The organism is Prauserella sp. PE36 (assembly GCF_003311655.1).
GTDB lineage: Bacteria > Actinomycetota > Actinomycetes > Mycobacteriales > Pseudonocardiaceae > Prauserella_A > Prauserella_A endophytica.
In genome coordinates this window covers 240,680-263,525 of record NZ_QEQT01000087.1, presented here as the reverse complement: position 1 = coordinate 263,525, position 22,846 = coordinate 240,680, and the positions used below count along the sequence as shown (strand labels likewise).

Here is a 22,846-nt window from a genome sequence, read left to right as displayed (position 1 = left end):
CGCGGTCATCCCACCGGTTCGCCGACCAGCGGGCCGCCCGCGCCCTGCAGCTGAGCCCGCAGCTCCGGCGTGAGGATCTGCCCGACGCGGTCGACGAGCAGCGTCATCTCGTACGCCACCTGACCGATGTCGCAGTTGGGCGCGGCCAGCACGGCGAGGCACGAGCCGTCGCTGATGGACATCAGCACCATGATGCCGAGCTCCATCTCCACGACGGTCTCGTTGACCGCGCCCGCCTCGAAGCAGCGCGCCGCACCCTGGGTGAGGCTGACGAGCCCGGAGGCGACCGCGGCGAGCTGGTCGGCCCGGTCGAGGGGGAGCCGGTTGGAGGCGGTGAGCAGCAGCCCGTCCGCCGACACCACCACGGCGTGGGCCACGCCGGGCACCCGCTCGGCGAAGTCGTTCACCAGCCACCCGAACTGATTCTGCTGGGGCTGAGCCCGTTCCGGCGCGGTCATTCACCCTCCACTTTCTCTTGAGTGCTCTCGGTCGCCTGAGCGGTCCGATGCCTGCCTCGGCGAATACCCTGCTGGAAGCTGCTGAGCCTGCCCCTGACGTCCGCGGGGTCGCGTTCGGTCCTCGGCCGGCTCTCGGTCGTGCTCGATGCGGACACGCTGCCGGGAAGCAGCTGTTCACCCCTGCGGCGCCTCGGCAGGCCCGCCGCCGTGTAGCTCGACGGCGAGGACTCGGCAACCGCCTGCACGGTCCGCCACCGGTCGTCGGAGGCGAACGCCCACTCCGAGGCGGGAGCGGCGCCCTGGCTCGCACCGGCCTGCGGCGCGGGTTCCGCGGCCGGCCGTGCCGCCGCGGTGTCCGCCGCCTGCGCCGGTGCCGGCGTCTGTGCCGCCTTCTTCCTCGGCTGCCGCTGTGGCAGTCCCGAGGCGGTGGTCTTCGGCCGCTCGGCCTGCGGCTGGGCCGCGGGCGACTCCGGGGTCTCCGGCTCGGCCGCGCCGCTCTGCCTGCGGCCTCGGCTCACGCCCTGCTGGAAGCTGCTGAGCCTGCTGCGCACGTCGACCGGGTCCCGCGCGGGCAGTTCCGGCTTGCCGTCCTTCTCCTTCGCCGCGGCGTCCGGGGCCGGGCTCGGCGGGACCGCGCTACCGGGCAGGAGCTGTTCTCCCTTGCGACGCCTGGGAAGTCCGGCCTTGGTGTAGTCCGAAGGCGACACCTCCGACACGGCCTGCACGGCGCGCCACCGCTCGTCCGCGGCGAAGTCCCAGCCACTGCGGCCGCCCTGGGACGCCGACGCGTCGGCATCGCTGCGGAACCACACCGAGAGCATCTCGTCGAAGATCGGCGTCGTTTCCGACGGGTCCATGCTCTGCCGGGCGCGGCGCTCGGCGTCGCTCGCCGTGGTGGCCGCGCTCCACCAGTCGCTCACGACGGTGCTGTTGGCGGCGAAGAGTTCCTTGCCGCTCAGCGCATCGTCGGCCTGTGCCTGCTCCGCTGCCGGCTCGGCCGCCTTCTCCGGATCCGGCTGCCGCCCGATCTCCTCGGACGGCGCCCCGGGAGCCGCCGTGCGTTCGGTGGCCTCCGTGTCCTCGGCAACCGCGCCGTCGGTGACGACCGGGGTGGCCGCGGTGGTCTCCGCCGCCGTCTCCGGGGGCACGACGCCGTTGCGGGACGGCTCGTCGGCCGCGGCCTGCTGGTCGTGCTGCTGGGGCCACCGGGGCGGTGGCACCTGCTGAGTGCGGGCCCCCTCCTCCGGTTCGTCGCGCCCGATCGGCGTGAACAACGCTGTGCCGGACACCTCGTTGGCCGAGGGCGGTGGCGTGCCCTGCGAGAACGCCGGCAGCGCACCCGGCCTGCTCGCGCCGTTGGTCTGCCTGCGGGGCAGCCCGCCGGGGCCCTGACCCGCGGGGGCCGAGGCCTGCGGTGCCTGTGGCAGCTGCGGGGTGGTCTCGCCCCGCGGGGACATGGACTGCGGCGTGCCCTGGCCGTCCATCACGAGCTCAGCGGGCACCTTCACGGTCGCACGCACCCCGACGATGTCCTTGCCGCCGTGCAGGGCGACGCCGAAGTTGTGCCTGCTCGCGAGCCGGCCGACCACGAACAGGCCCATGCGGCGCGACGTGGCGAGGTCCACCGAGCCCGCCTCGGTCAGGCGCGCGTTGGCCTCCGTCACCTCGGCCTCGTTCATGCCGATGCCGCGGTCCATGATGTCGATCGACAGCGAGCCGTCCTCCAGCTGCCGCGTCGCCACCGTCACCTGTGTCTCGGGCGCGGAGAACGCGGTGGCGTTGTCGAGCAGCTCGGCGACGAGCCGGACCAGGTCGCCCGCGGCGTAGCCGACGACCCGCACCTGAGGCGGCGGCTGCACCACGACCCGCTGGTACTGCTCGATCTCCGACACCGCGGCCCGCAGGACGTCGGTGGTGCTGACGGGCTGGCCGGACCTGCGGCCCGGCTCCGCGCCGGAAAGCACCATGAGGTTCTCGTTGTTGCGCCGCATGCGCGTGGCGAGATGGTCGAGCTGGAACAGCGTCGCCAGCTGGTCGGCGTCCTCCTCGTCGCGTTCGAGCCGCTCGATCAGCTGCAGCTGCCGCTGCACGAGGCTCTGGCTGCGCCGCGACAGGTTGACGAACACGCTCGCGTAGCCGGTGCGCATGCCGGCCTGCTCGACGGCGAGGCGCAGCGCCTGGCTGTGCACGGCGTCGAACGCCCTGGCGACCTCGCCGATCTCGTCGTTGGTCCCGACGGGCACGGGCTGCACGTCCGTGCTCTGCGACCGGCCCTCCTGGATCGTGCGCACGGCCGAGGGCAGGTCGTGCTCGGCGACCTCCAGTGCCCTGGTGCGCAAGAGCTTCAGCGAGCGCAGCAGCTGCCGCGTGATGAGAAAGACCACGGCCGCCGCGAGCAGCAGCGCGATGACGAGGACCACGGCGAGCACGACCACGCCTGTGCTCGCGCCGTCGGCCAGCTCGCCCGCCGTGCTGGTGAGCTCGCCGCCGAGCCTGTCGCTGACGTCTCCGAGGCTCGTGAACACCGCGCCGGAGGTGTCGGCCCACTGCTGCTCCGAGGTCGAGCCGAAGCCCGCGGAGCCACCCGAGTCCTGCTCGGCCAGCACCGTCTTGACCACGCGGTCGCGGTTGTCGAAGTCGTCCCCGCGGACCGTGGAGTCGAAGTCCTGGCGCTGGGCGCCGGTGGCGGCGATGCGGAACTCCGCGAGTCGGTCGGTCAGCCGCACGTCCGACGTGCGGACCTGGTTGAACTCGCTCGGCGCGAGACCGCCGCGGCTGATGCCGTAGCCGATCAGCGCCTGCTGGACCGACACCTCTTCCCGCGCGACGAGCAGGCCGTGCAGGGCGCTCGGCGTGCCGCCGAGGCCGTCGTCGCCCATGCCGGCCACGACCGCGACGTCGAGGTTGAGCAGGGCCGAGGTGATGCTCGAGTACTCGGTGACGGCCTGCACGGGGCCGACCTGGCCCGCGGCGACCTGATCGCGCAGGCTGCCGAGCCGGCCCAGCTGATCGCTGACCTCCTGACGAGGGCCGGCGATGCCGTCCAGCTCGGCGGCGCCCGCCGCGGACGTGAGCGGACCGGCCGCGCGGTCGACGGCGGCTCGCGCGTCGCGCAGCTCCGGTGAGTTCAGGCCGGAGCCGTCGGTGAGCAGCCGCGCTGTCTGCGTGCGCTCACGCTGCAGGCCGTCGAGCACGGCGCGCGTGGAGGCGCCGAGGTCGGCGAGCTGCGCCACGCGGTCGTAGCGGTCGGAGCGCTCGATCTGGTTGCCGAGCGTGATGCCGCCCAGCACGAGCGCGATGACGATGGGGACCAGCGTGACGGCGCCGAGCTTGACGGGCAGGCTCCAGTCGCGCCATCGCACGAGGGCACGCCACTTGGACGGCGTCGGGGCCGGCTGGCCGAGAAGCGTCCCCACGGGCACTTGACCTTCTCCAGCAACGGTCACGAAGGTGACTCCTCCTCCGGCTTGCTCGCTGACTGCGGACGGCTCATGGCTCCTCGCCTACCGGGTCCCGTCAGGCGAGGCCAAGTGTCGTACGCGACCAGTCGTGTACCGCATGTGAGCCCATCCTTCGCCGCTGGTCCTCGCCAGCATTCAGCCGTTCTCGTACGTCTACCGGCACGACGTCCGTCAACCCCCTGAGGGCACCGCACATCGCATCATGCGAACTGCACAGCGTCCAGGCGCGCATCAGTGCCCAATTGACTTCGGTCGAGGTGCCAGAAAGCGTACACCAATCGGGTGCTCGGCAAATGTTCTCGATCTATGGCCCGTGACCAGCGGAAATACCGATTCTCACTCTTCGGTGGCCCACCGAATCACCCGACGGCGATCCGGTCCCCGGCAATTCGGTTACCGCATTCATGGCAAGCAAGGCATCAAGCATCACCCACATAGACCAATGGACACCTTCTAGCCACTCGAACGGCCTAGTCGACACGCCGTCACGGTGGAGTGAACACACCAAAGAGTCCCCGATGTTGTGGCTTCGGCGAACGGGATGTATCCGGTGCTTCTTAACGGGTTCAGCGTCTCGGCCAGGGGATCTTCACCGAAGCGTGACATCGCGGACACTGCGGTCCAGACCCCGCTCTCCCATCTTGGCGTGCTACCCAGGGTAAACCACACCGGCTTCGATCTCGGGAATCATTCACCCATTAGCCCACGACACCCCGCTGACCATGACCGAACGCGACCCCGGAGCCGGTCGAGCAGGGTGAGCCTGCGATTTAGCCTGGCCTTACCCGTGATCAGGTCCCGGAAGCGCGTTCCGGGACATCGCGACAAGCCACGTTCGTGATGCCGGCGGCCCCCAGCGCCCGAGCCGCCGTCCGGCGCGCCCAGGAAGGCCGCCGGGACGCATTCCACCTCCATCCGGAATTGTCGGCACAGCGCGCGCGAAGGTCGGATTCGCGCCGCGGCCATTTCACGGCGAACTATTCGGACAATGGCCAAAGCCTATATTTCCGGCACCCGGCGTGCTATTCGAATGGGCGCCTCCCCACCGTGGCGCCGAGAGCTGACGCCGAGGTCAGGACTGCAACTTCACGGCTCGCGCGCCGCTCTGCTCCGCACGGAATGGAGCCGCGTTCCCACGGCGCGCCGGGACCTGAGACGCTGGGCAGGGTGAGTACCACGCTCGATCGAATTCGCGGCTTCCTCGCCGAACACGACCCGCCCACTCCCTGTCTCGTGATCGACGTCGACACCGTCCTGGAGCGCTACCGCACACTGGCCGCGACCTTCGAAGGCAGCCGCGTCCAGTACGCCGTCAAGGCCAACCCCGAGCCCGCCGTGCTGCGCGCGCTCGTGGCCGCGGGCGCCTCCTTCGACGTCGCGAGCCCGGCGGAGATCGAGCTGTGCCTCGCCGCGGGCGCCGCTCCGGAGACGCTGTCGTACGGCAACACGGTCAAGAAGCCTGCCGACATCGCGTTCGCCCACCGCGCGGGCGTGCGCGAGTACGTGGTCGAAGCCGAGAGCGACCTGGTCAACGTCGCCGAGCGGGCGCCGGGCGCGGAGGTGTCGGTGCGCCTGCTGGTGGAGGCGCCCGCGTCGGTGACGCCATTCGGCCGCAAGTTCGGCTGCGCCGCCGACCAGGCCGTGCCGCTCCTGCTGCGTGCCGCCGAACTCGGCCTCGATCCAGCCGGGGTCAGCTTCCACGTCGGCTCTCAGCAGCTCGACACCGGCGCCTGGGACCTCGCGATCGCCTCCGCCGCCAAGGTGTTCACGGCGACGGCCGAACACGGCGTGCCACTGCGCAGGCTGAACGTCGGCGGCGGCATCAGTGTCGCCTACACCGGGCCGGCGCCCGCACCGGCCGACTACGCCGCCGCGATCGGCGCGGCCCTGCGCGAGCACCTTCCGGGGCAGGAACCCGAGGTGGTGCTCGAACCGGGCAGGGCGATCGTCGCCGAGGCGGGGCTCATCCGCTGCGAGGTCGTGCTGGTGTCCCGCAAGTCCGCCGACGACCCGGAACGCTGGGTGTATCTCGACGTCGGCCGCTACAACGGGCTGGCCGAGACGGAGAACGAGGCGATCGCCTACCGGCTCGAGGTTGTCACAGATCACTCGACGGCGGACGGGCCGGTGATCATCGCAGGTCCGACATGCGATGGTGACGACGTGCTGTACCAGCGGACGCCCTACCGGCTGCCCCTGTCCTTGCGGCCGGGCGACCGGATCGACATCCTCTCCGCCGGTGCCTACACGGCGAGCTACTCGTCGGTGGCGTTCAACGGTATCCCGCCCCTGCGCACCTACTGCATCCACAGCATCCATGAAGGGAGGCCCCCGAGTGCCGAGTGAGTTCGCCGAGGTCGGCGTTTTCTCCGGCAGGCACGTCCTGGCCGAGCTGGACGGCATCGAGCCGGGAGTGCTCGACGACGAGCGGTTCCTGCGCACCACGCTCGCGGACACGCTGACCACGGCCGGGGCGACCGTGCGCGAGGTGATCGCACACCGATTCGAGCCCCAGGGCGTCACCGTGCTCGCCATGCTGGCCGAGTCGCACGCCTCGGTGCACACCTATCCGGAGATCGGCGCGGTGTTCGTCGACGTGTTCACGTGCGGCGACCGGGCCGATCCCGAGGAGGCCGTGCGGCTGCTCGCCGCCGCGCTCGGCACCGGCTCACTGACCATGAAGACCGTCCAGCGCGGACGGCAGGCCACCACCGCGGGGGCGTGAGATGACCAAGCAGATCGTCGAACCGCTCGGTCCCGGCCTCACCCGGATCTGGGACGTGTCGGAGACCATCCTCGACACCCACACCGACTTCCAGCACGTCGTGATCGGGCGGACCGCCCAGGGCATCACGCTGTTCTGCGACGACGAGCGGCAGAGCACGGAGCAGAGCCAGCTCGTCTACCACGAGGCGCTCATGGTGCCCGCGCTGCTGCTGGCCGACCAGGTGCGCAACGTGCTGATCATCGGTTCCAGCGAGGGCGTCGCGAGCCAGCTCGCCGTCGCCGACGGCGCCGGGCTGGTCGACCACGTCGACATCGACCACCTCGCCGTGCGCGCGTGCGCCGAGCACCTGCCCTACGGCTACACACCTGCCGAGCTCGCCGAGGCCGAACGGGGCGAGGGCCGGGTGCGGGTGCACTACCGCGACGGCTTCGACTTCCTCGCCTCCACGCGGACCCGCTACGACGTCGTGGTGATCGACCTGCCGGACGAGAACACCGACGAGCAGGCACAGCACAACCGGCTCTACGAGGCGGACTTCCTGCGCCGCTGCGCAGCCGTGCTCGCCCCCGGAGGCGTGGTGACCTGCCAGGCCGGCTGCCCGACGCTGTGGCGCAACGACACGCTGCTCGCGGCGTGGCGCCGGTTCACCGAGGTGTTCGGCACGGTCGTGTACTTCGGCTCCGACGAGCACGAGTGGGCGTTCCTTTCCGGCCGCACCGACGTGGTGGCCGACCCGGTGGGCGCCATGACCACGCGGCTCGCGGCCGGAACGGGCTACCGCCCCGCTTCGATCGACGCCGAGGCGCTGCGCGGCTGCACCGTGCCGCCGTACTCGGTCAGAGCTTCCGGCCCTCGGTGACGCGCTGGGTGACCTTGCGCTCGACGTAGAAGGAAAGGAGGGGGACGCAGCCGGCGAGCAGGACGCCGACGGTCCCCTTCACCGACCAGCGGGCCTTGAGCGCGAGGTCCACAGCCACGACGAGGTAGATCATGTAGATCACGCCGTGGATGGGCGAATAGATCGCGGACGGGTCCGGGTTGTCGAAGCCGTAGCGCACGATCATCACCACGCACAGCCCGATCAGCCCGATGCCGGTGGCGAAGGCCGCGATGCGGAACCGCTGGAGTGGTCCACGCAGGGACGTCGCGGCCGGAGCCGCCTGCGTCTCGTCGCGGTCGGTCGTCACCATGTCATGTCACCTCTTGATCGCGGGCGTTCAACTCGGCCAGGTACCTGTTGTAGGCGGCCAGCTCCTCGTCCTCGTCGTCGGCAGGCTCGGAGGACGGAGCCTGGCGCGCGGCGGGACGGGGCGCCGGGACCTCGGCGGGCCTGCGGCCCCACTCGGCCCGGCCACTGCTCGTCGTGTCCCCTCCGCTCGCGCCGTGCTGCTCGGCTTCCTTCGCCTGACGGCTCAGCCTGCGGATGCGCCAGAACATGAAGGCCGGGAAGAGCCCGAACAGCGGCCACTGCAGTACGTAACCCAGGTTCTGGAACGTGCCGCCGGCCGAGGAGTACCGCTCCCACTGCCACCAGGCGAGCCCACAGCAGATCACCAGGCTCAGCACCGAGACGCCGACGATCGCGAGCCGGCGTGCCGTCGTTGAGCTCGGGGACACGCCATCGAAACTAGCACCTACCCCGAGGTGAGGGCCGCCACAGGTCAGCCCTGCGCGGTCTGGGCCTGCCTCGCGTAGGTGTCGGCGAGGCCGAAGACCTTCTGCGCGTACTCGACGGAGTTGTTGTAGGACATGATCCCGGCCCACCAGCCCTCGGCGCTGGCCATGTCGCGCCCGCCCGCGCACAGGTAGCGGGCCGCGGTGAGCGCCGCGTCGTCGATCTGATGCGGGTCGGCGAGCCCGTCACCGTTGCCGTCGCTGGCCCAGCGCTCCCAGGTCGAGGGGATGAACTGCATCGGGCCGACGGCCCGGTCGTGCACCGGGTCGCCGTCGAGCCTGCCGCCGTCGGTGTCGGGGATGGCCCGCACCCCGGCGGAGCCGTTGAGCGGGACGCCGATGATCGGGGTGGACGGCCTGCCGTCGTCGCCCAGCACCGCGTCGCGGTACTGGCCGTGATCCGACTCGACACGGCCGATCCCGGCGAGGGTCGCCCAGGAGATCCGGCAGTCCGGCTGGTGGGCCCGCAGCGCGAGCTCGGCGTTGCCGTAGGCCCGCAGGGCCCTTGCCGGGACGCCGACCGCGGCCGACGTCCGTTCCGCCCACGCCCCGAGCGGGTCGCCCGCCTGTTGCTGCGGCCGGACCTCGCCGCCGCCGGTCTCGGCACCCGCGATCGTGTCGGCCGCCGGGATCACCGATCCCGGCTCGACGTCGGCTGGCTCCACCTGGAGCGCCGGGATGTCGGTGGTCGTCGGGCTCGCCTCCGGGGTGCCCGCGCGGGCGAGGAGCCACGCTCCCACGCCCGCCACGCCCAGCACGGCGACGACGATGACCAATCGGACGAGGGCCGCCCAGCCTGGACGCGTCGTCTCCCGCGTCCCCGGATCCTGCACCGCTGGGCCTCCACCTGACCGACCTTGTGACCTACTGACAACGAGCCGGTGCAGCCTAGCGTTACGGGGACTGGAAGGAGATCAGCTGGCGGCGTCGCGGCGCTGGCGCGAGAGCCTGGCCACGCACCACGCCGGGGCGCTGCCGCGACGCAGGTGCTCGAGCACGGTGAGCGGGCCGAGCCGCTTGCTCAGGTCGGCGGGCGCGAGGCCCGCGGCCCGGTAGTCGAGCGCACGCTGGTCGAGCGGGCTGATGCCGGCGTCCCACCACGCCTCGGCCTCGCTCACGTCGCCGATCATCTGCCACCAGCCTGCCGCGGCCGTCAGCAGCTCGTCGGGGACCTCGGGAAGTCGCTCGCGCATGGCGGCGAGGTAGCCGGGATCGGCGGCGTCGACCGGCGCCCAGCTGCCGGCACCGGTGTTCCTGCGCTGGCCCGGGATGCCCGGGGCCGGCTGGGAGGTCTGCGGGGCCTCCGCCAGCCACGCCGACGCGATCCTGGTGATCTCGCGGTCCTCGGCGCTCTGCTCGCGCTCGGACGTCCACTGCCGGATCACCGCGTCAACTCCGGGATCTCGCATCCCTGCCTCCTCTGCAACGGCACTGCTGTCGTATCGCAAAAGACTGGTCGAGCAACGTTGTTCGAGATGTGGAGCGTGAGGCCTGGGGAACCGGCCGATCACGCAATGTGAGCACCGTATGAGAGCGAGCCAGCCCTCCGCCAGACCCTCTCGGTGACCAATCCGTTGACCAGCGTCTTAACCCCCTGAATCCACCCGGATGGTGGAGCAACCGAGCCGGAAGGCCAGTTTCGCGACAGAGGGTGATCACACCGGTCCGCGCGCGACAAACCGACCGGCACCGGTTCAACGGTGCCGGTCGGGCGTCGGTTTCGGGTCAGGAGAAGAGGCTCTGCACGAACGTGACGATGGCTTCGGCGCCGTCCCGGAGCCAGCCGAGCGCGGCTTGGACGGCATCGGCCGACTCGGTCGGCCGCGTGATCAAGAAGAACAGGACGAGTGCGACGACGCCGAAGATGAGTACTTTCTTGAGACCCGGCGACATAGCTCCATCCGATTCATCTCGGCGGCACCGAAACGTGCACGGTGACCGCGCTGCTCTCCCCGCGCAGTACACCGCCATGATGCCCTACCCCAAGGCATCCCGACGGGTAATCACGCGAATGGGCGTTGGTAGTGACTGCCCGTAGGTCGTGAAATCCCTTCAGTCCGGCTGACAGAGGTCACCCTAGGCGTGATCAACAACCCGCGGTGGGTACGACACGCCTCACGCCGTCACTCCCCCGTCGCGCAGCTGCGCGATCTCGCCGTCGCCGAGTCCGAGCTCCCGTAGCACCTCGGCGGTGTCGGCACCCTTCTCGTGCGGAGGCTCCGGGGTCGCGGGCGGCGTGCGGTCGAACTTGGGCCCCGGCGCGGGCTGCGTGACGCCACCGACGTCGACGAACGTGCCGCGCGCCGCGTTGTGCGGGTGCTCCGCCGCCTCCCACGGCGAGAGCACCGGGGTGAGGCACGCGTCCGTGCCCTCCGCCTTCGCGACGAGCTCGTCGCGGGTGTGCTTGCCGATCGCCTCCGCGAGGATCTTGCGCAGCCGGGGCCACTCGCGCTGGTCGAGGTGCACGGGAAGCTCGTCGGCGTCGAGGTCGAGCACCTGCACGAGCGCCGCCCAGAACCGCATCTCCAGCGCGCCGACGGCCACGTACTTGCCGTCGGCGCACTCGTAGGTGTCGTAGAAGGGCGCGCCGCCGTCGAGCAGGTTCTCGCCGCGGCCGCCCTCCCACACACCGCTGGCCTTGAGACCGTAGAGCTGGGTGGTGAGCAGGGCGGCCCCGTCGACCATCGACGCGTCCACCACCTGCCCCTTGCCAGAGGAGGTCCGCTCGTACAGCGCCGCGAGGATGCCCATCGCGAGGAACAGCCCGCCGCCACCGAAGTCGCCGAGGAAGTTCACCGGCGGCACGGGGCGTTCCCCGGCCCTGCCGATGGGCTCGAGCGCCCCGGCGAGGCCGAGGTAGTTGATGTCGTGCCCGGCGGCCTGCGCTAGCGGCCCGTCCTGGCCCCAGCCGGTGACCCGGCCGTAGACGAGCCTCGGGTTGCGCGCGTGCAGGTCCGCCAGGCCGAGCCCCATCCGCTCGGCCACGCCGGGCCGGTAGCCCTCCACGAGCGCGTCGGCCTTCTCGGCCAGTTTGAGCACCAGCTCGACGCCCTCGGGCGTCTTGGTGTTCACGCCGATCGTCCTTCGCCCGCGCAGGAGCGGGTCGTAGGGCAGGCCGAGCACGTCCTCACCCGGCACGACGCGGTCGACCCGGATCACGTCGGCGCCGAGGTCGGCGAGGATCGTGCAGGCGAACGGCGCCGGGGCCAGCCCGGCGAGCTCGATCACCTTGAGGCCGCTGAGCGGACCAGCCTTCATCGCGGGACTCCCTTTCAGAGCGTGCGAGAGATGATGTCCTTCATGATCTCGCTGGTGCCACCGAAGATCCGCGAGATGCGGACATCGGCCCAGGCTCGCGCGATCGGGTACTCCATCATGTAGCCGTAGCCGCCGAAGAGCTGCACGCAGTCGTCGACCACCTTGTTGACACGCTCGGTGGTCCACAACTTCGCCATGGCCGCGCCCTGCACGTCCAGCTCGCCCTTCAGGTGCCGCTCGATGCACTGGTCGAGGAACGCGCGCGCCACGGCGGCCTCGGTGGCGGCCTCGGCGAGCTTGAACTTCGTGTTCTGGAAACCGAAGACGGGCCGACCGAACGCCGTGCGCTCCTTGGTGTAGGCCAGCGTCTGCTCCACGGCGGCTTCCATGCCCGCCACCGCGGTGACCGCGATGATCAGCCGCTCCTGTGGCAGCTGCTGCATCAGCTGGATGAAGCCCTGCCCCTCCTCGTCGCCGAGCAGGTTCGTGGCGGGCACGCGGACGTCGTCGAAGAACAGCTCGGCGGTGTCCTGCCCGCGCAAACCCACCTTGTCGAGCACGCGGCCGCGGCGGAAGCCGGGGGTGTCGGTGGGCACGGCGATCAGGGAGAGGCCCTTGGCACCCGCCTCGGGGTCGGGGTCGGTCCTGACGGCCAGCACCACGAGGTCGGCGTGGGCCCCGTTGGTGATGAACGTCTTGGCGCCGTTGATGACGTACTCGTCGCCCTGGCGTACGGCGCGGGTCTTGATGCCCTGCAGGTCCGACCCGGTGCCCGGCTCGGTCATGCCGATGGCGCCAACGTACTCGCCGCTGGCGAACTTCGGCAGCCACTCCTTCTTCTTCTCCTCGGAGGCGTACGCGAGGAGGTAGTGCGCGACGATTCCGTTGTGGACGGACACGCCCCAGCCGCCGTCGCCGCTGCGCGCCTGCTCCTCGTACAGCACGGCCTCGTGGGCGAACGTGCCGCCGCCACCGCCGTACTCCTCCGGAATGGACAGTGCGAGCAGGCCGACCTCACCGGCCTTGGTCCACAGCTCGCGGTCGACCTGCTTCGCCGCGATCCAGCGCTCCTGGTTCGGCGTCAGCTCTTTCTGGCAGAAGGTCTTCGCGAGCTGCCGGAAGTCGTCGAGATCCTCGGTCATCCACGAGCTTCTCTGGATGTTCAGCGGCACGGGCCTGCCCTCCTGATCCCCGATGACTGGAAAACAATCCAGTTGGAATGTAAGTTCTGACCGGAATGTACATGCGTCCGGCGGACGGGTAAAGGGGGCGGCGTGACCACGGCACGGGGACACCGCACGCAGGCCGAACGGCGCGAGCAGACCAGGACGGCGCTGCTCGACGCCACGATCGACTGCCTCGTCGAGCTGGGCTACCCGCGCACCTCCATGCAGGAGATCTGCGCGCGGGCCGGCGTGTCCAAGGGCGCCTTCCAGCACCACTTCGCGGCGAAGGCCGAGCTCATGGCCGCCGCGGTGGAGCACCTCACCAACCGGCTCAAGGAGCAGCGCGAGCCCGAGATCGGCAGGCTGCCCGAAGGGCCGGAGCGGATCGCCGCCGCCGTCGACCTGCTGTGGGACTCCTACTCCGGCACGCTCGCCACAGCCGCCATGGAGCTGTGGATCGCCGCGCGCACCGATCCCGAGCTGCGCGCGGCGATGCGCCCCGTCGACCGCGCGCTGGGCCGCTCGACGCTGGAACAGATCGCGACCCTCTCCGGCGACCTGCCGAGAGAGAAGGTGGAGACGCTGTACTGGCTGACCGTGAACATCACCAGGGGGCTCGCCCTCGACGCCGAGCTCGGCGGTGACCCGCATCGCCGCAAGCAGCTGCTCGACGAGTGGAAGCGCATCGCCGTGGCCCACCTCGCAGGTTGAGGGTTCACAGCACGGGCACTGGCGGCCATACTCACGGTATGTTGTACTCGTCGGTAACAACGTCGCTAACGGAGGCGCCATGACGAGCACCGTTCCCGCACGCACACAGCTGCCGGGCACGATCGGCGGGGTGGCCGGCGCCCCGCCCGCGAGCAGGGCCACCACACTGGTCAACCGCGTCGCCGGGGGTGAGGACTCGGCGCCGGTCGAGATGAAGGCCCCCTTCACCGGCCTGACCACGGCGGTCCTGCCGCAGGCCACCGACGCCGACACCCGCGCCGTGTTCGCCAAGGCGCGCCACGCCCAGCGCACGTGGGCCGCCCGGCCGGCCGCCGAGCGCGCCCGGGTGCTGCTCCGTTTGCACGAACTCGTGCTCCGGCACCAGGACGAGGCGCTGGACCTGGTGCAGGTGGAGGCGGGCAAGGCCCGGCTCGACGCCTTCGACGAGGTCAGCGCCACCGCGCTCGTCGCAGACCATTACGGCAGGCATGCCGCGCGCCTGCTCGCCCCGAGGCGGGCGCCGGGCGCGCTGCCGGTGCTGACCAAGGCGGGCGAGGTGCGCCACCCCAAGGGCGTGGTCGGGATCATCTCGCCCTGGAACTACCCGCTCGCGCTCACTGCGATGGACGTACTGCCCGCGCTCGTGGCCGGCAACGCCGTCGTCCAGAAGCCGGACAACCAGACGGCGCTGTCCGCGCTGTGGCTGCACGAACTCGCCGAGCGGGCCGGCCTGCCCGTGGACGCCTGGCAGATCGTCCTCGGCAGGGGCTCGCGGATCGGCGACGCGATCGTCGAGGAGTCCGACTACGTCTGCTTCACCGGCTCCACCCCGACGGGCAAGGACCTCGCGGGCCGCATCGCCACGCGGCTCACCGGCTACTCGCTCGAACTGGGCGGCAAGAACCCGATGATCGTGCTGCCCGACGCCGACGTCCGCAAGGCGGCGGCCGGCGCGGTCACCGCGTGCTTCGCCTCGGCCGGACAGCTGTGCGTTTCGGTGGAACGCATCTACGTCCACGAGAGCATCCGCGAGGAGTTCGTCCGGGAGTTCGCCGCGCGCACCGAGGCGCTGCGGCTCGGGGCCGCGCTGGACTACACCGCGGGCATGGGTTCCCTGACGTCGCGGGAACAGCTGGCCGCCGTGTCGTCGCATGTGGACGATGCGCGGGCCACCGGGGCCACCGTGGTCACCGGCGGGCGGCCCCGGCCGGATCTCGGGCCGCTGTTCTACGAGCCCACGATCCTCACGGGTGTCACCGAACGCGCCAGGCTGTTCGCCGAGGAGACCTTCGGCCCGGTCGTGTCGGTCTACGGCTACTCCGAAGTGGACGATGCGGTGGAGCGCGCCAACGACACGCCGTTCGGGCTCAACGCGAGCGTGTGGACGCGGGACGCGCGCCGCGGCTGGGACGTCGCCGCACGGCTGAAGGCGGGCACGGTCAACGTCAACGAGGGCTACGCGGCCACGTTCGGCACGGTCGGCGTTCCGATGGGCGGTATGAAGGACTCCGGCGTCGGCCGGCGCAACGGCGCAGAGGGCCTGCTCAAGTACACCGAGGCGCAGGCGATCGCCGTGCAGCGGGGCCTGCGGCTGCGCCCGCCGCGCGGCCTGCCGCCGGCCCTGTGGACCAAGGCGATGACGGCGGGCATGAAGGCCCTGCGGCACCTGCCGGGGCGCTGAGCGTGCGCGTGACGGGAGCACCGCCGCGTTCGCAGTGAAGGCCACCTTGCCTGCGCCCGCCCGTCTCCCCCACCGCCGAGACGGAGGCGCTGTGCGCCGCTGTTCCCGATTCCACGCGGTGAAGGTGGCCTTTGCAGCAGGCAGGTGGACTCGACTGCGGAGGGGGTCGGTACCTGCGGTTACTGCGCCGCCTTGGTCAGCAGGCCCTTGTCGTAGGCGATGGCGACGGCTTCGGCGCGTCTGCTCGCGCCGAGCTTCGCCATCGCCCTCGACAGGTGCACGCTCACCGTCTTCTCGCTGATGAAGAGCTCCTCGCCGACCTGGCGGTTGGTGCGGCCGAGGGCGACCCGTTCGAGCACCGAGCGTTCCCGCTCGGTGAGCAGGTCGACGGTCTCCCTCGGCGGCGCCAGGCCTGGCAGCGCGATCCGCCCCCGTTTCGCGAGCGCCCGTGCGGCCGTGCGCAACGGCACGGCGCTGAGCCGCTCGGCCAGCGCATGCGCCTCGCCCAGCTCCTGCGCGGCGAGCCCGGTGTCCCCTGCTGCCAGCAGCGCGTCGGCGTGGTGCAGCCGGCAGATCGCCTGCTCGTACACGGCGCCGTAGCCGAACCCCTTGGCCGCCTTGGCCCACAGCGCCGGATCGGCGGGCCCGGTCAGGCCACTCGCCGCCGCCTCGGCCCTCGCGAGCCATGCCTGCCCCTCAGGGCCGAGCGTGTCCGTGCGCGGGCGGCCGCGCTCGGCGCAGTCGCGGACGTGGGCCAGCAGCTCCTCCCCCGCCGATACCGCGGCGCCCGCCGCGGCGACGTCGGCGCGGAGTCGGGCCGCGGCCGCCCACGCGGCGGCGGCCTCGATGCCCAGCGCGCCGACGCGGATGCCGCCGATCGCCCTCGGGGACAGCTCGTCCAGCCAGCCGATGCCCTCGCGGCACCGGCGCACGGCCTCCTCGTACTCGCCCTGCCAGTACGCCAGCTCGATCCCGCCCGAGCTGGCCGCCAGCGCGATCCAGAGGTCGGAGCGGAGCTGGCTCCGCAGCTCGGGCATCAGCCGCTCGGCCTCGGCGAAGCGGCCCCTCGCCACCAGCAGGTGGACCCACGCGGTGTTCATGATCGTGGTGGCGGTGCTGGACACCGAGGAATTGGGGCGCTCACCGCGGTCCTCGGGCCAGTCGCCGCTGGTGTAGCGCAGGGCGACGTAGCGCACCCGGGAGCCGATCCCGAAGGAGCTCCAGGTCAGCCCCGTCTCCTCGGCCCGTTCGATCGCCTGCCGGTACAGGTCGAGCGCGGCCGGGATCTCGCCCTGGTCGTCGTGGCTGAGGGCGTGGTAGTACAGCGCCCGCAGCTCGACGTGGAGCGCGCCCGCCGCACGCGCCTTGCGCACGGCCTCCACGAGCCGCTGCCGGGCCTCCTCCACGCGCGCCGCCGAGTCGGCCAGCGCACCGAGCGTCACCAGTGCCGAGGCCTCCGCACCGCCGACCCCGGCCGCGCGGGCGTCGGCCACGGCGGTTTCGGCGCTCCACCACGCCTCGTCGAGCCGCTGCTGGCCCCGCAGGATCTGCGCGCGCGTGGCGAGCACCCACGCCCTCGCCCGGCTCGGCTCGCCGTCGGCGACCAGTTCCCACGCTCGCTCGATCGCCCTTGGAGCCTCGTCGCACGTGCTGTCCAGGCTCAGCAACGACTCCGCGAGCCTGCGCCACGCCATCGCGGAACGGGCCCGGTCGAGATCGGGCGAGAGCGTCTGCACGGCCGAGCGCGCGAACGCGATCGCGCGCTCCGGATCGCCGGACACGCCCGCGTAGTGCGCGGCCTCCTGCAGCAGCCGCAGCTCGTCGTAGCCCTCCGGCCTGCCGCTGTCCGGCACGGCGTCCCAGATCTCCAGCGCCTGCTCGATGTGCCGCAGGGCCGTGCCGGGCGCGCCGAGCCGCTCTGCCTCGTCGGCGGCCTGCACCAGCGCGGTCAGTGCCGTGCGGAAGTCCTTGCTTCGCAAGCTGTGGTAGGCGAGCTTGGCCTCGTGCCCGCGGCCCTGCGGGGTCGCCCGGATCCTGGCCGCGTACGCGGCGTGCATGCGGGTCCGCTCGCCGGGCAGCAGGTCACCGTAGACGGCTTCCTGCAGGAGCGCGTGCCGGAACTGGTAGAAGCCCCGCTCGATCACCAGCACGTGGTGCTGGACGGCCTCGCGCAACGACTCGTCCAGCTCCAGCTCCCCGAGCCCCGACACCTCGGCCAGCGCGGCGTGCGACACGGCGTCGCTGGCGACGGCGACCGCACGCAGCACGCGGCGGGTGTCGGGGGCGAGCCGCTCCAGCCGCGCGAGCAGCAGCTCGGCGAGACCCGCGGGCACGTCGTCGCCACTGGCGCACGAGGCCAGCAGTTCCTCGGCGAAGAACGGGTTGCCCTCCGAGCGGGCGACCAGGTCGGCCACTGTCTCCGCCGTGAGCGGCTCCTCGGCCAGCGCCTCGACGAAAGCCCGTGCCTCCGCCTCGACGAAGGGCCGTAGGTCCACGCGTTCGACGGTCGGCAGGCGCACCAGCTCCACGAGCAGCGCGCGCAGCGGATGCGTGCGGTAGACGTCCTCCTCGCGGTAGCTGCCGATCACGAGCAGGCGCTGCGACCGCAACCGCGAAGCCAGGAACGACAGCAGGTTGCGCGTGGCGCCGTCGGCCCAGTGCAGGTCCTCCAGCACCAGCACGACGGTGCGGTGCCCGGCGACCTCGGTGAGCACGCCGAGCACGGCGTCGAACAGCTGCAGCTGCCCGAGGTCGAGGTCCGCGGGCAGCCGGGGCCGCACGTGGACGTCGGGCGCGGACAGTTGCGCGAAGTCGGGGCCTGCCTCCGGCTCGCCCGCCACGAGCGGCAGCAGGCGGGCGAGCGCGGGCCGCGCGCGCACGGCGGCGGCGATCACGTCGTCGTCGGTGGTGGCGAGCGGAGCCAGCGCCTCGGCGAACGGGAGGTAGGGCAGACCGCCCTCCCTGACGTCGAGGCACCGGCCCGTCAGCACCAGCGCACCCCGGTCGTGCGCGTCGGCGGAGAGCTCGGCGAGCAACCGGGTCTTGCCGACCCCGGCGTCACCGGCGACCAGCACCGCCGAGGCCTCCGACCGCTCGGCGCGCGCGACCGCGCCGCGCAGGCGCGCAAGCTCGTCGGCGCGGCCCACGAGCGGAATTCCGGAACCAAGGCGGGGCACGAGAAGCATTGTCCCGTACCCCACCGACATTCCCGCCATGGTTTTCGCGCAGAGCATGACGCCCCGGCTCAGCTCGCGCGGCGCAGCACCTCGGGCCCGCCCGCGTCGTACTCCCCGGCACGCTGCTCGGGAATCCGCGGTTCCGGGACCGCCCGGCCCCAGCGGCGCCTGCGGGCGGCGGCCGCACCCCGACCCGCCTTGCGCAGCTCGTCCTGTCGGTAGGCGACCTCGGCCCTCACGGCGTCCCACGCCCAGTCCCCCGGCATCCTCGCCATCCCTCTCAACTCCTCGTTCCTCTGTGGTGAGGACGAGGTTCGTCCTGAGGCGGACGCAGCGGCATCAGGCGTTCACGTCGGAAGGGCGGCCCGGAGACTCAGCGACCCCTTACCCCCGCCCGCGAGACGCGGGAGCCGGGGTAAGGGGTCGGAGGACGGCGGAAGACTGTGGTCAGCGCAGGTTCAGCTCACCGGAACGCGCGGCGCTGAGCAGGGCGTCCCAGCCTGCGGAGGGCAGCGTCAGCAGCCCAGCGGCGGGGTTCTTCGAGTCGCGCAGTGCCGTGCCGTCGGGTGTGAAGGCGACCTCGACGCAGTCGTTGCCGCCACCGCTGTGCGTGCTCTTCCGCCATTCCAGACCGGGAATGTCGACCTTGGTCCCCATTTCCCCACTCCTTAGCTCGTGAAGGCTTCTCTCTCAGGTGTCGTACCGCCGTCCGGCGTCCACGATCACCTGGATCGAGTCGTCCGGCTTGAGCGCGGCGGCTCGCAAATGATCGAACATGAGTGCATAACGGCGCACGTCGGCCTCGAGTTCGAGATAGAGCCCCGTGCTGGTGCTGTCGACGTACACGACGTCGTGATCGGCCTGCTCAGGAAAGCCGAGAATAAGAAAGGGACCCTCCATTCCGGGGTGGGCACCGGCGTTGAAAGGAACCACCTGAATGGTGACATGTGGCAGCTGCGCGACCTCGAGGAGCCGGGCCAGTTGCTCCGCCATCACCTCGGTGCCGCCGACCTCCCGGTGCAGCACCGCTTCGTCGATCACGGCCCAGTACTCGGGCGGGTGCGGATCCCGCAGCAGCTGCTGCCGCTCCATCCTCGCGGCGACCCTTCGACCGATCTCGGTGTCCTCGGCGTCCGGGCGCATCGCCCTGATCACCGCGTGCGCGTAGCGCCGGGTCTGCAGCAGGCCGGGGACGAGCAACGCCTGAAAGGCGCGCAGCGAGCTGGCATCGGCCTCGAGTCCGACGAAGGTACCGGTGAACACCTCGTTGTAGGCGTGCCACCAGCCACGTTTGCGGGCCTCCCTGGCGAGCTGGACCAGCGCCTCCTGCTCGTCGCCGCGCACGCCGTACAGCTCGAGCATGTCGCGCGCGTCGCGCGGCGTGACCCCGACGTGGCCCGTCTCGATCCGGCTCACCTTCGAGGCCGAGCACTCGAGCTTCTCGCCCACCTCGTCGATCGTCAGGTCGGCCGCCTCCCGGAGCCGCCGTAGCTCGCTCGCCAGCCTGCGCCTGCGAACGGTCGGGCCCTGCCCTCGGGTCATGGCTTCACCTCCGGTCCACTCGGTCCCCGATCGACATCTAACCAGCAGCTTCCGTACCGGGTGACGCATTGACCACGGCCAGGGCCGGAAACACTGCCCGATCGATGGACTGCAAATTGCAGGACTACCCGGTATGCTCTTGCCGTTGGTGGTTAGAGTGTTCCATGCAATGAAACACAGGAGACCCACGTGCCCGGGCGCGACCCCATCGTCAACCCGCTGCAGGCGAGCGTGCACCGCAAGCTCGACGACATCACCCGTTCCGTGACCACGGGCACCGGATCGTGCCGGCAGCAGAACGCCCTGCTCATCGCGGCCCTACGGTCCGTGCTCTCCGAACACCGCCCCGACGCCACCGGCCACTGCGCGGTCTGCCACGGCAGGCGGCCCCGGTTCTTCACCCGCCGCCGCGGCACCCTGCCGTGCCGCGCCTACCTCGCCGCCCACCTCGCACTCGGCCCCGACATCGAAGAGGCGACGAGCAAGGCACCGGACCCCGCCCGCCACCACCGGCGCGGACGCGCCGCACTGGACGCCGCGAGCTGACCGGCCGGGGATCCGGCCACCGCGGCCACCGGGACCTCAGAGGATCCGGATGAGGCCTTCCTGGACCACGGTGGCGAGGTGCCTGCCGTCGCGGGAGAAGAACCGGCCGGTGGCCAGGCCCCGGGCACCGGACGCGGCCGGCGAGGCGCTGTCGTAGAGGAACCACTCGTCGGCCCGGAACGGCCGGTGGAACCACAGCGCGTGGTCGAGGCTCGCGCCGAGCACCCGGTCCAGATCCCAGTACACGCCGTGGCTGGCCAGCACGGAGTCCAGCAGCGTCATGTCGGAGGCGTAGGTCAGCACGCACACGTGCAGCAGCTGGTTGTCGGGCAGCGTGCCGTCGGCTCGCATCCACACCTGGTTACGCGCGGGCCGGTCGCCGCTCTCCCTGGTGACCCACGGCGGATCGTTGACGTAGCGGAGGTCGATGGGCCTCGGCTGGGCACGCAGTCCGAGCCTGCCCGCGTAGTCCCGGGTTCGTTCCGTCAGCGTCGGCAGCGACTCGGGATCCGGCACGTCGGGCATCTCCTCGCCGTGCTCGACGCCCTCCTCCTCGAGCTGGAAGGATGCCGACAGCGCGAAGATCGCCTTGCCGTGCTGGACAGCCACCACGCGTCGCGTGGTGAACGACCGACCGTCACGGATGCGGTCGACCTCGTAGACGATCGGCACCTTCGGATCGCCGGGCCGGATGAAGTACGCGTGCAGCGAGTGCACCTTGCGCTCCTCCGGCACCGTCCGCCCCGCGGCGACCAGCGCCTGGCCCGCGACCTGCCCGCCGAACACGCGCGTCGGCGAGTGGGGCGGGCTCACGCCGCGGAAGATGTTCTCCTCGATCTTCTCCAGGTCCAGCAGGCCCACCAGCCGGTCGAGCACCACCTGCCCGCCTTGGCCCGCGTCGCCGTCCAGCCCCGACGCGGCCGCCCTCGCCAGCTCAGTCATGCCCGGAATTCAACACGCTCCGCGACGACCTCGCCCCTCAGGCGTGGTCGTCCTCACCGAGACGGTGCACACGGATCAGGTTGGTCGAGCCGACCGTGCCGGGCGGCGAGCCCGCGACGATCACCACGAGGTCGCCCGTCTGATACCTGCCGGTCTCGAGCATCGCGTGGTCGACCTGCTGGATCATCCGGTCCGTCGAGTCGGCGTGCGGCACGATCCGCGCCGTGGTGCCCCACGTCATCGCCAGCTGGCTGCGCACGCTCTCCAGCGGCGTGAACGCCAGCAGCGGCAGCCGCGTGTGCAGCCGCGCGAGCCTGCGCACGGTGTCGCCCGACTGCGTGAACGCGACCAGCGCCTTGGCGTTGAGCCGCTCGCCGATGTCGCGGGCGGCGTACGAGATCACCCCTCGCTTGGTCCTCGGCACGTGGCTCAGCGGCGGCACGGAGGGCAGGTCGGCCTCAACGGCCTCGACGATGCGGCTCATCGTCTCGACCGTCTCGATCGGGTAGCGGCCCACGCTGGTCTCGCCGGAGAGCATCACCGCGTCGGCGCCGTCGAGCACCGCGTTGGCGACGTCGGACGCCTCCGCACGCGTCGGGCGCGAGTTGTTGATCATCGAGTCCAGCATCTGCGTCGCGACGATCACCGGCTTGGCGTTCTCGCGGGCGATCTGGATCGCGCGCTTCTGCACCAGCGGCACCTGCTCGAGCGGCAGCTCGACGCCGAGGTCGCCACGCGCGACCATCAGCCCGTCGAACGCGAGCACGATCGCCTCGAGGTTGTAGACGGCCTCGGGCTTCTCCAGCTTGGCGATCACCGGGACCCGGCCCTTGCCGACGCGGTCCATCACCTGGTGCACGAGGTCGATGTCGGCGGGCGAGCGCACGAACGACAGCGCGACGAAGTCGACGCCGAGCTGGAGCGCGAACTCGAGGTCCTCGAGGTCCTTGTCGGACAGCGCGGGCACCGACACGTCCATGCCGGGCAGGGACACGCCCTTGTTGTTGCTGACCTGGCCGCCCTCGGTGACCTCGCAGATCACGTCAGGGCCGTCGACGGACTCGACGACCAGCCCGACCTTGCCGTCATCGACCAGCAGCCGGTCACCCGGCCTGGCATCCTTGGCGAGGCCCTTGTAGGTCGTGGACACGCGTTCGTGGGTCCCGGCCACGTCCTCGACGGTGATGCGGACCTTGTCGCCGGTGCGCCACTCGACCGGACCACCCGCGAAAGTGCCGAGCCGGATCTTGGGGCCCTGCAGGTCGGCGAGGATGCCCACGGCGCGGCCGGTGTCGGCCGCCGCGGCACGGATGAGGTCGTAGACCTCCTTGTGGTCGCCATGGCTGCCATGGCTGAAGTTCATCCGTGCGACATCCATGCCCGCCTCGACGAGCGCACGGACCTTCTCCGCCGTCGCCGTCGCCGGGCCGAGGGTACATACGATCTTCGCTCGTCGGCTCACACCCGGAAAGCCTAGTCCCTCGCCGCCCGTACGTCTTTACC

General features: G+C 71.4%; 21 protein-coding genes. 6 read left to right on the top strand and 15 right to left on the bottom strand.

Translation table 11 applies throughout. From position 1 onward, the window contains the following. Positions 1-5 precede the first annotated feature (5 nt). Entirely contained in the window at positions 6-458 is a 453-nt protein-coding gene (locus DI005_RS26620) for a roadblock/LC7 domain-containing protein (RefSeq protein WP_110338650.1), read from the bottom strand. Further along, positions 455-3,880, bottom strand: a complete 3,426-nt coding sequence (locus tag DI005_RS26615; RefSeq protein WP_199543248.1) for a nitrate- and nitrite sensing domain-containing protein — start codon at positions 3,878-3,880, stop codon at positions 455-457. Before DI005_RS26615 ends, DI005_RS26620 begins: the two co-directional genes overlap by 4 nt. Positions 3,881-5,086: 1,206 nt before the next feature. Between DI005_RS26615 and DI005_RS26610 the strand changes: the two genes are divergently transcribed. Genes DI005_RS26610 through DI005_RS26600 form a run of 3 tightly spaced genes read left to right on the top strand, consistent with a single transcriptional unit; the run spans position 5,087 to position 7,506 of the window. After that, entirely contained in the window at positions 5,087-6,265 is a 1,179-nt protein-coding gene (locus tag DI005_RS26610) for a type III PLP-dependent enzyme (RefSeq protein WP_112267092.1), read from the top strand. Continuing rightward, a complete protein-coding gene (gene speD, locus DI005_RS26605; RefSeq protein ID WP_112267094.1) occupies positions 6,255-6,644 on the top strand; it encodes an adenosylmethionine decarboxylase in 390 nt (129 codons plus the stop codon). Before DI005_RS26610 ends, speD begins: the two co-directional genes overlap by 11 nt. A gap of 1 nt (position 6,645) precedes the next feature. Next, complete coding sequence (locus DI005_RS26600) at positions 6,646-7,506, top strand: spermidine synthase (protein WP_113643985.1); 861 nt, start codon at positions 6,646-6,648, stop codon at positions 7,504-7,506. Here DI005_RS26600 and DI005_RS26595 read toward each other — a convergent pair. From DI005_RS26595 to DI005_RS26570, 7 genes are all read right to left on the bottom strand, one after another. Further along, the gene (locus DI005_RS26595) at positions 7,484-7,837 is read right to left on the bottom strand and encodes a DUF3817 domain-containing protein (protein WP_113643984.1); all 354 of its coding nucleotides are present in this window, start codon (positions 7,835-7,837) and stop codon (positions 7,484-7,486) included. The two genes, DI005_RS26600 and DI005_RS26595, sit on opposite strands and share 23 nt — an antisense overlap. A 1-nt stretch (position 7,838) precedes the next feature. Next, positions 7,839-8,264: a hypothetical protein gene (locus DI005_RS26590; protein WP_112267100.1), complete on the bottom strand. Its 426-nt coding sequence runs from the start codon at positions 8,262-8,264 to the stop codon at positions 7,839-7,841. A gap of 44 nt (positions 8,265-8,308) precedes the next feature. Continuing rightward, positions 8,309-9,154, bottom strand: coding sequence for a lytic transglycosylase domain-containing protein (locus DI005_RS26585; RefSeq protein ID WP_112267102.1), 846 nt, complete (start codon positions 9,152-9,154; stop codon positions 8,309-8,311). 81 nt (positions 9,155-9,235) lie between these two features. Further along, a complete protein-coding gene (locus DI005_RS26580) occupies positions 9,236-9,730 on the bottom strand; it encodes a helix-turn-helix transcriptional regulator (protein WP_112267104.1) in 495 nt (164 codons plus the stop codon). Positions 9,731-10,046: 316 nt separating this feature from the next. Then, positions 10,047-10,214 (bottom strand): hypothetical protein, encoded by a 168-nt coding sequence (locus DI005_RS38730; protein ID WP_170200570.1) that lies wholly within the window; start codon positions 10,212-10,214, stop codon positions 10,047-10,049. Positions 10,215-10,436: 222 nt separating this feature from the next. Continuing rightward, on the bottom strand, positions 10,437-11,579 hold the full coding sequence (locus tag DI005_RS26575; RefSeq protein WP_113643983.1) for a CaiB/BaiF CoA-transferase family protein: 1,143 nt from the start codon (positions 11,577-11,579) through the stop codon (positions 10,437-10,439). 14 nt (positions 11,580-11,593) lie between these two features. Next, positions 11,594-12,721, bottom strand: coding sequence for an acyl-CoA dehydrogenase family protein (locus tag DI005_RS26570; protein ID WP_369973623.1), 1,128 nt, complete (start codon positions 12,719-12,721; stop codon positions 11,594-11,596). A 132-nt stretch (positions 12,722-12,853) separates the two neighbouring features. Here DI005_RS26570 and DI005_RS26565 point away from each other — a divergent pair, with 132 nt between their 5' ends. Both DI005_RS26565 and DI005_RS26560 read left to right on the top strand, forming a co-directional pair. Further along, positions 12,854-13,456, top strand: a complete 603-nt coding sequence (locus DI005_RS26565) for a TetR/AcrR family transcriptional regulator (protein ID WP_112267110.1) — start codon at positions 12,854-12,856, stop codon at positions 13,454-13,456. 79 nt (positions 13,457-13,535) lie between these two features. Further along, positions 13,536-15,137, top strand: coding sequence for a succinic semialdehyde dehydrogenase (locus DI005_RS26560; RefSeq protein ID WP_113643981.1), 1,602 nt, complete (start codon positions 13,536-13,538; stop codon positions 15,135-15,137). Between the two features lie 179 nt (positions 15,138-15,316). Here the strand turns inward: DI005_RS26560 and DI005_RS26555 are convergent, their stop codons facing one another. The 4 genes from DI005_RS26555 to DI005_RS26540 all read right to left on the bottom strand — a co-directional run bounded on the left by DI005_RS26555 (position 15,317) and on the right by DI005_RS26540 (position 19,855). Further along, entirely contained in the window at positions 15,317-18,322 is a 3,006-nt protein-coding gene (locus DI005_RS26555; protein WP_113643980.1) for a helix-turn-helix transcriptional regulator, read from the bottom strand. A gap of 59 nt (positions 18,323-18,381) precedes the next feature. Then, the gene (locus DI005_RS26550) at positions 18,382-18,588 is read right to left on the bottom strand and encodes a hypothetical protein (protein ID WP_112267116.1); all 207 of its coding nucleotides are present in this window, start codon (positions 18,586-18,588) and stop codon (positions 18,382-18,384) included. 172 nt (positions 18,589-18,760) lie between these two features. After that, entirely contained in the window at positions 18,761-18,970 is a 210-nt protein-coding gene (locus tag DI005_RS26545) for a DUF397 domain-containing protein (RefSeq protein ID WP_113643979.1), read from the bottom strand. Positions 18,971-19,003: 33 nt separating this feature from the next. Further along, complete coding sequence (locus DI005_RS26540; RefSeq protein WP_112267120.1) at positions 19,004-19,855, bottom strand: helix-turn-helix transcriptional regulator; 852 nt, start codon at positions 19,853-19,855, stop codon at positions 19,004-19,006. Between the two features lie 189 nt (positions 19,856-20,044). On the opposite strand from DI005_RS26540, the gene DI005_RS26535 reads away from it, so the two are divergent. Next, positions 20,045-20,401, top strand: coding sequence for a hypothetical protein (locus DI005_RS26535; RefSeq protein ID WP_199543231.1), 357 nt, complete (start codon positions 20,045-20,047; stop codon positions 20,399-20,401). A gap of 36 nt (positions 20,402-20,437) precedes the next feature. Here DI005_RS26535 and tesB read toward each other — a convergent pair whose 3' ends face one another. Both tesB and pyk read right to left on the bottom strand, forming a co-directional pair. After that, on the bottom strand, positions 20,438-21,343 hold the full coding sequence (tesB, locus tag DI005_RS26530) for an acyl-CoA thioesterase II (protein WP_112267122.1): 906 nt from the start codon (positions 21,341-21,343) through the stop codon (positions 20,438-20,440). 37 nt (positions 21,344-21,380) lie between these two features. Continuing rightward, on the bottom strand, positions 21,381-22,805 hold the full coding sequence (pyk, locus tag DI005_RS26525) for a pyruvate kinase (RefSeq protein WP_112267124.1): 1,425 nt from the start codon (positions 22,803-22,805) through the stop codon (positions 21,381-21,383). Positions 22,806-22,846: the final 41 nt, after the last annotated feature.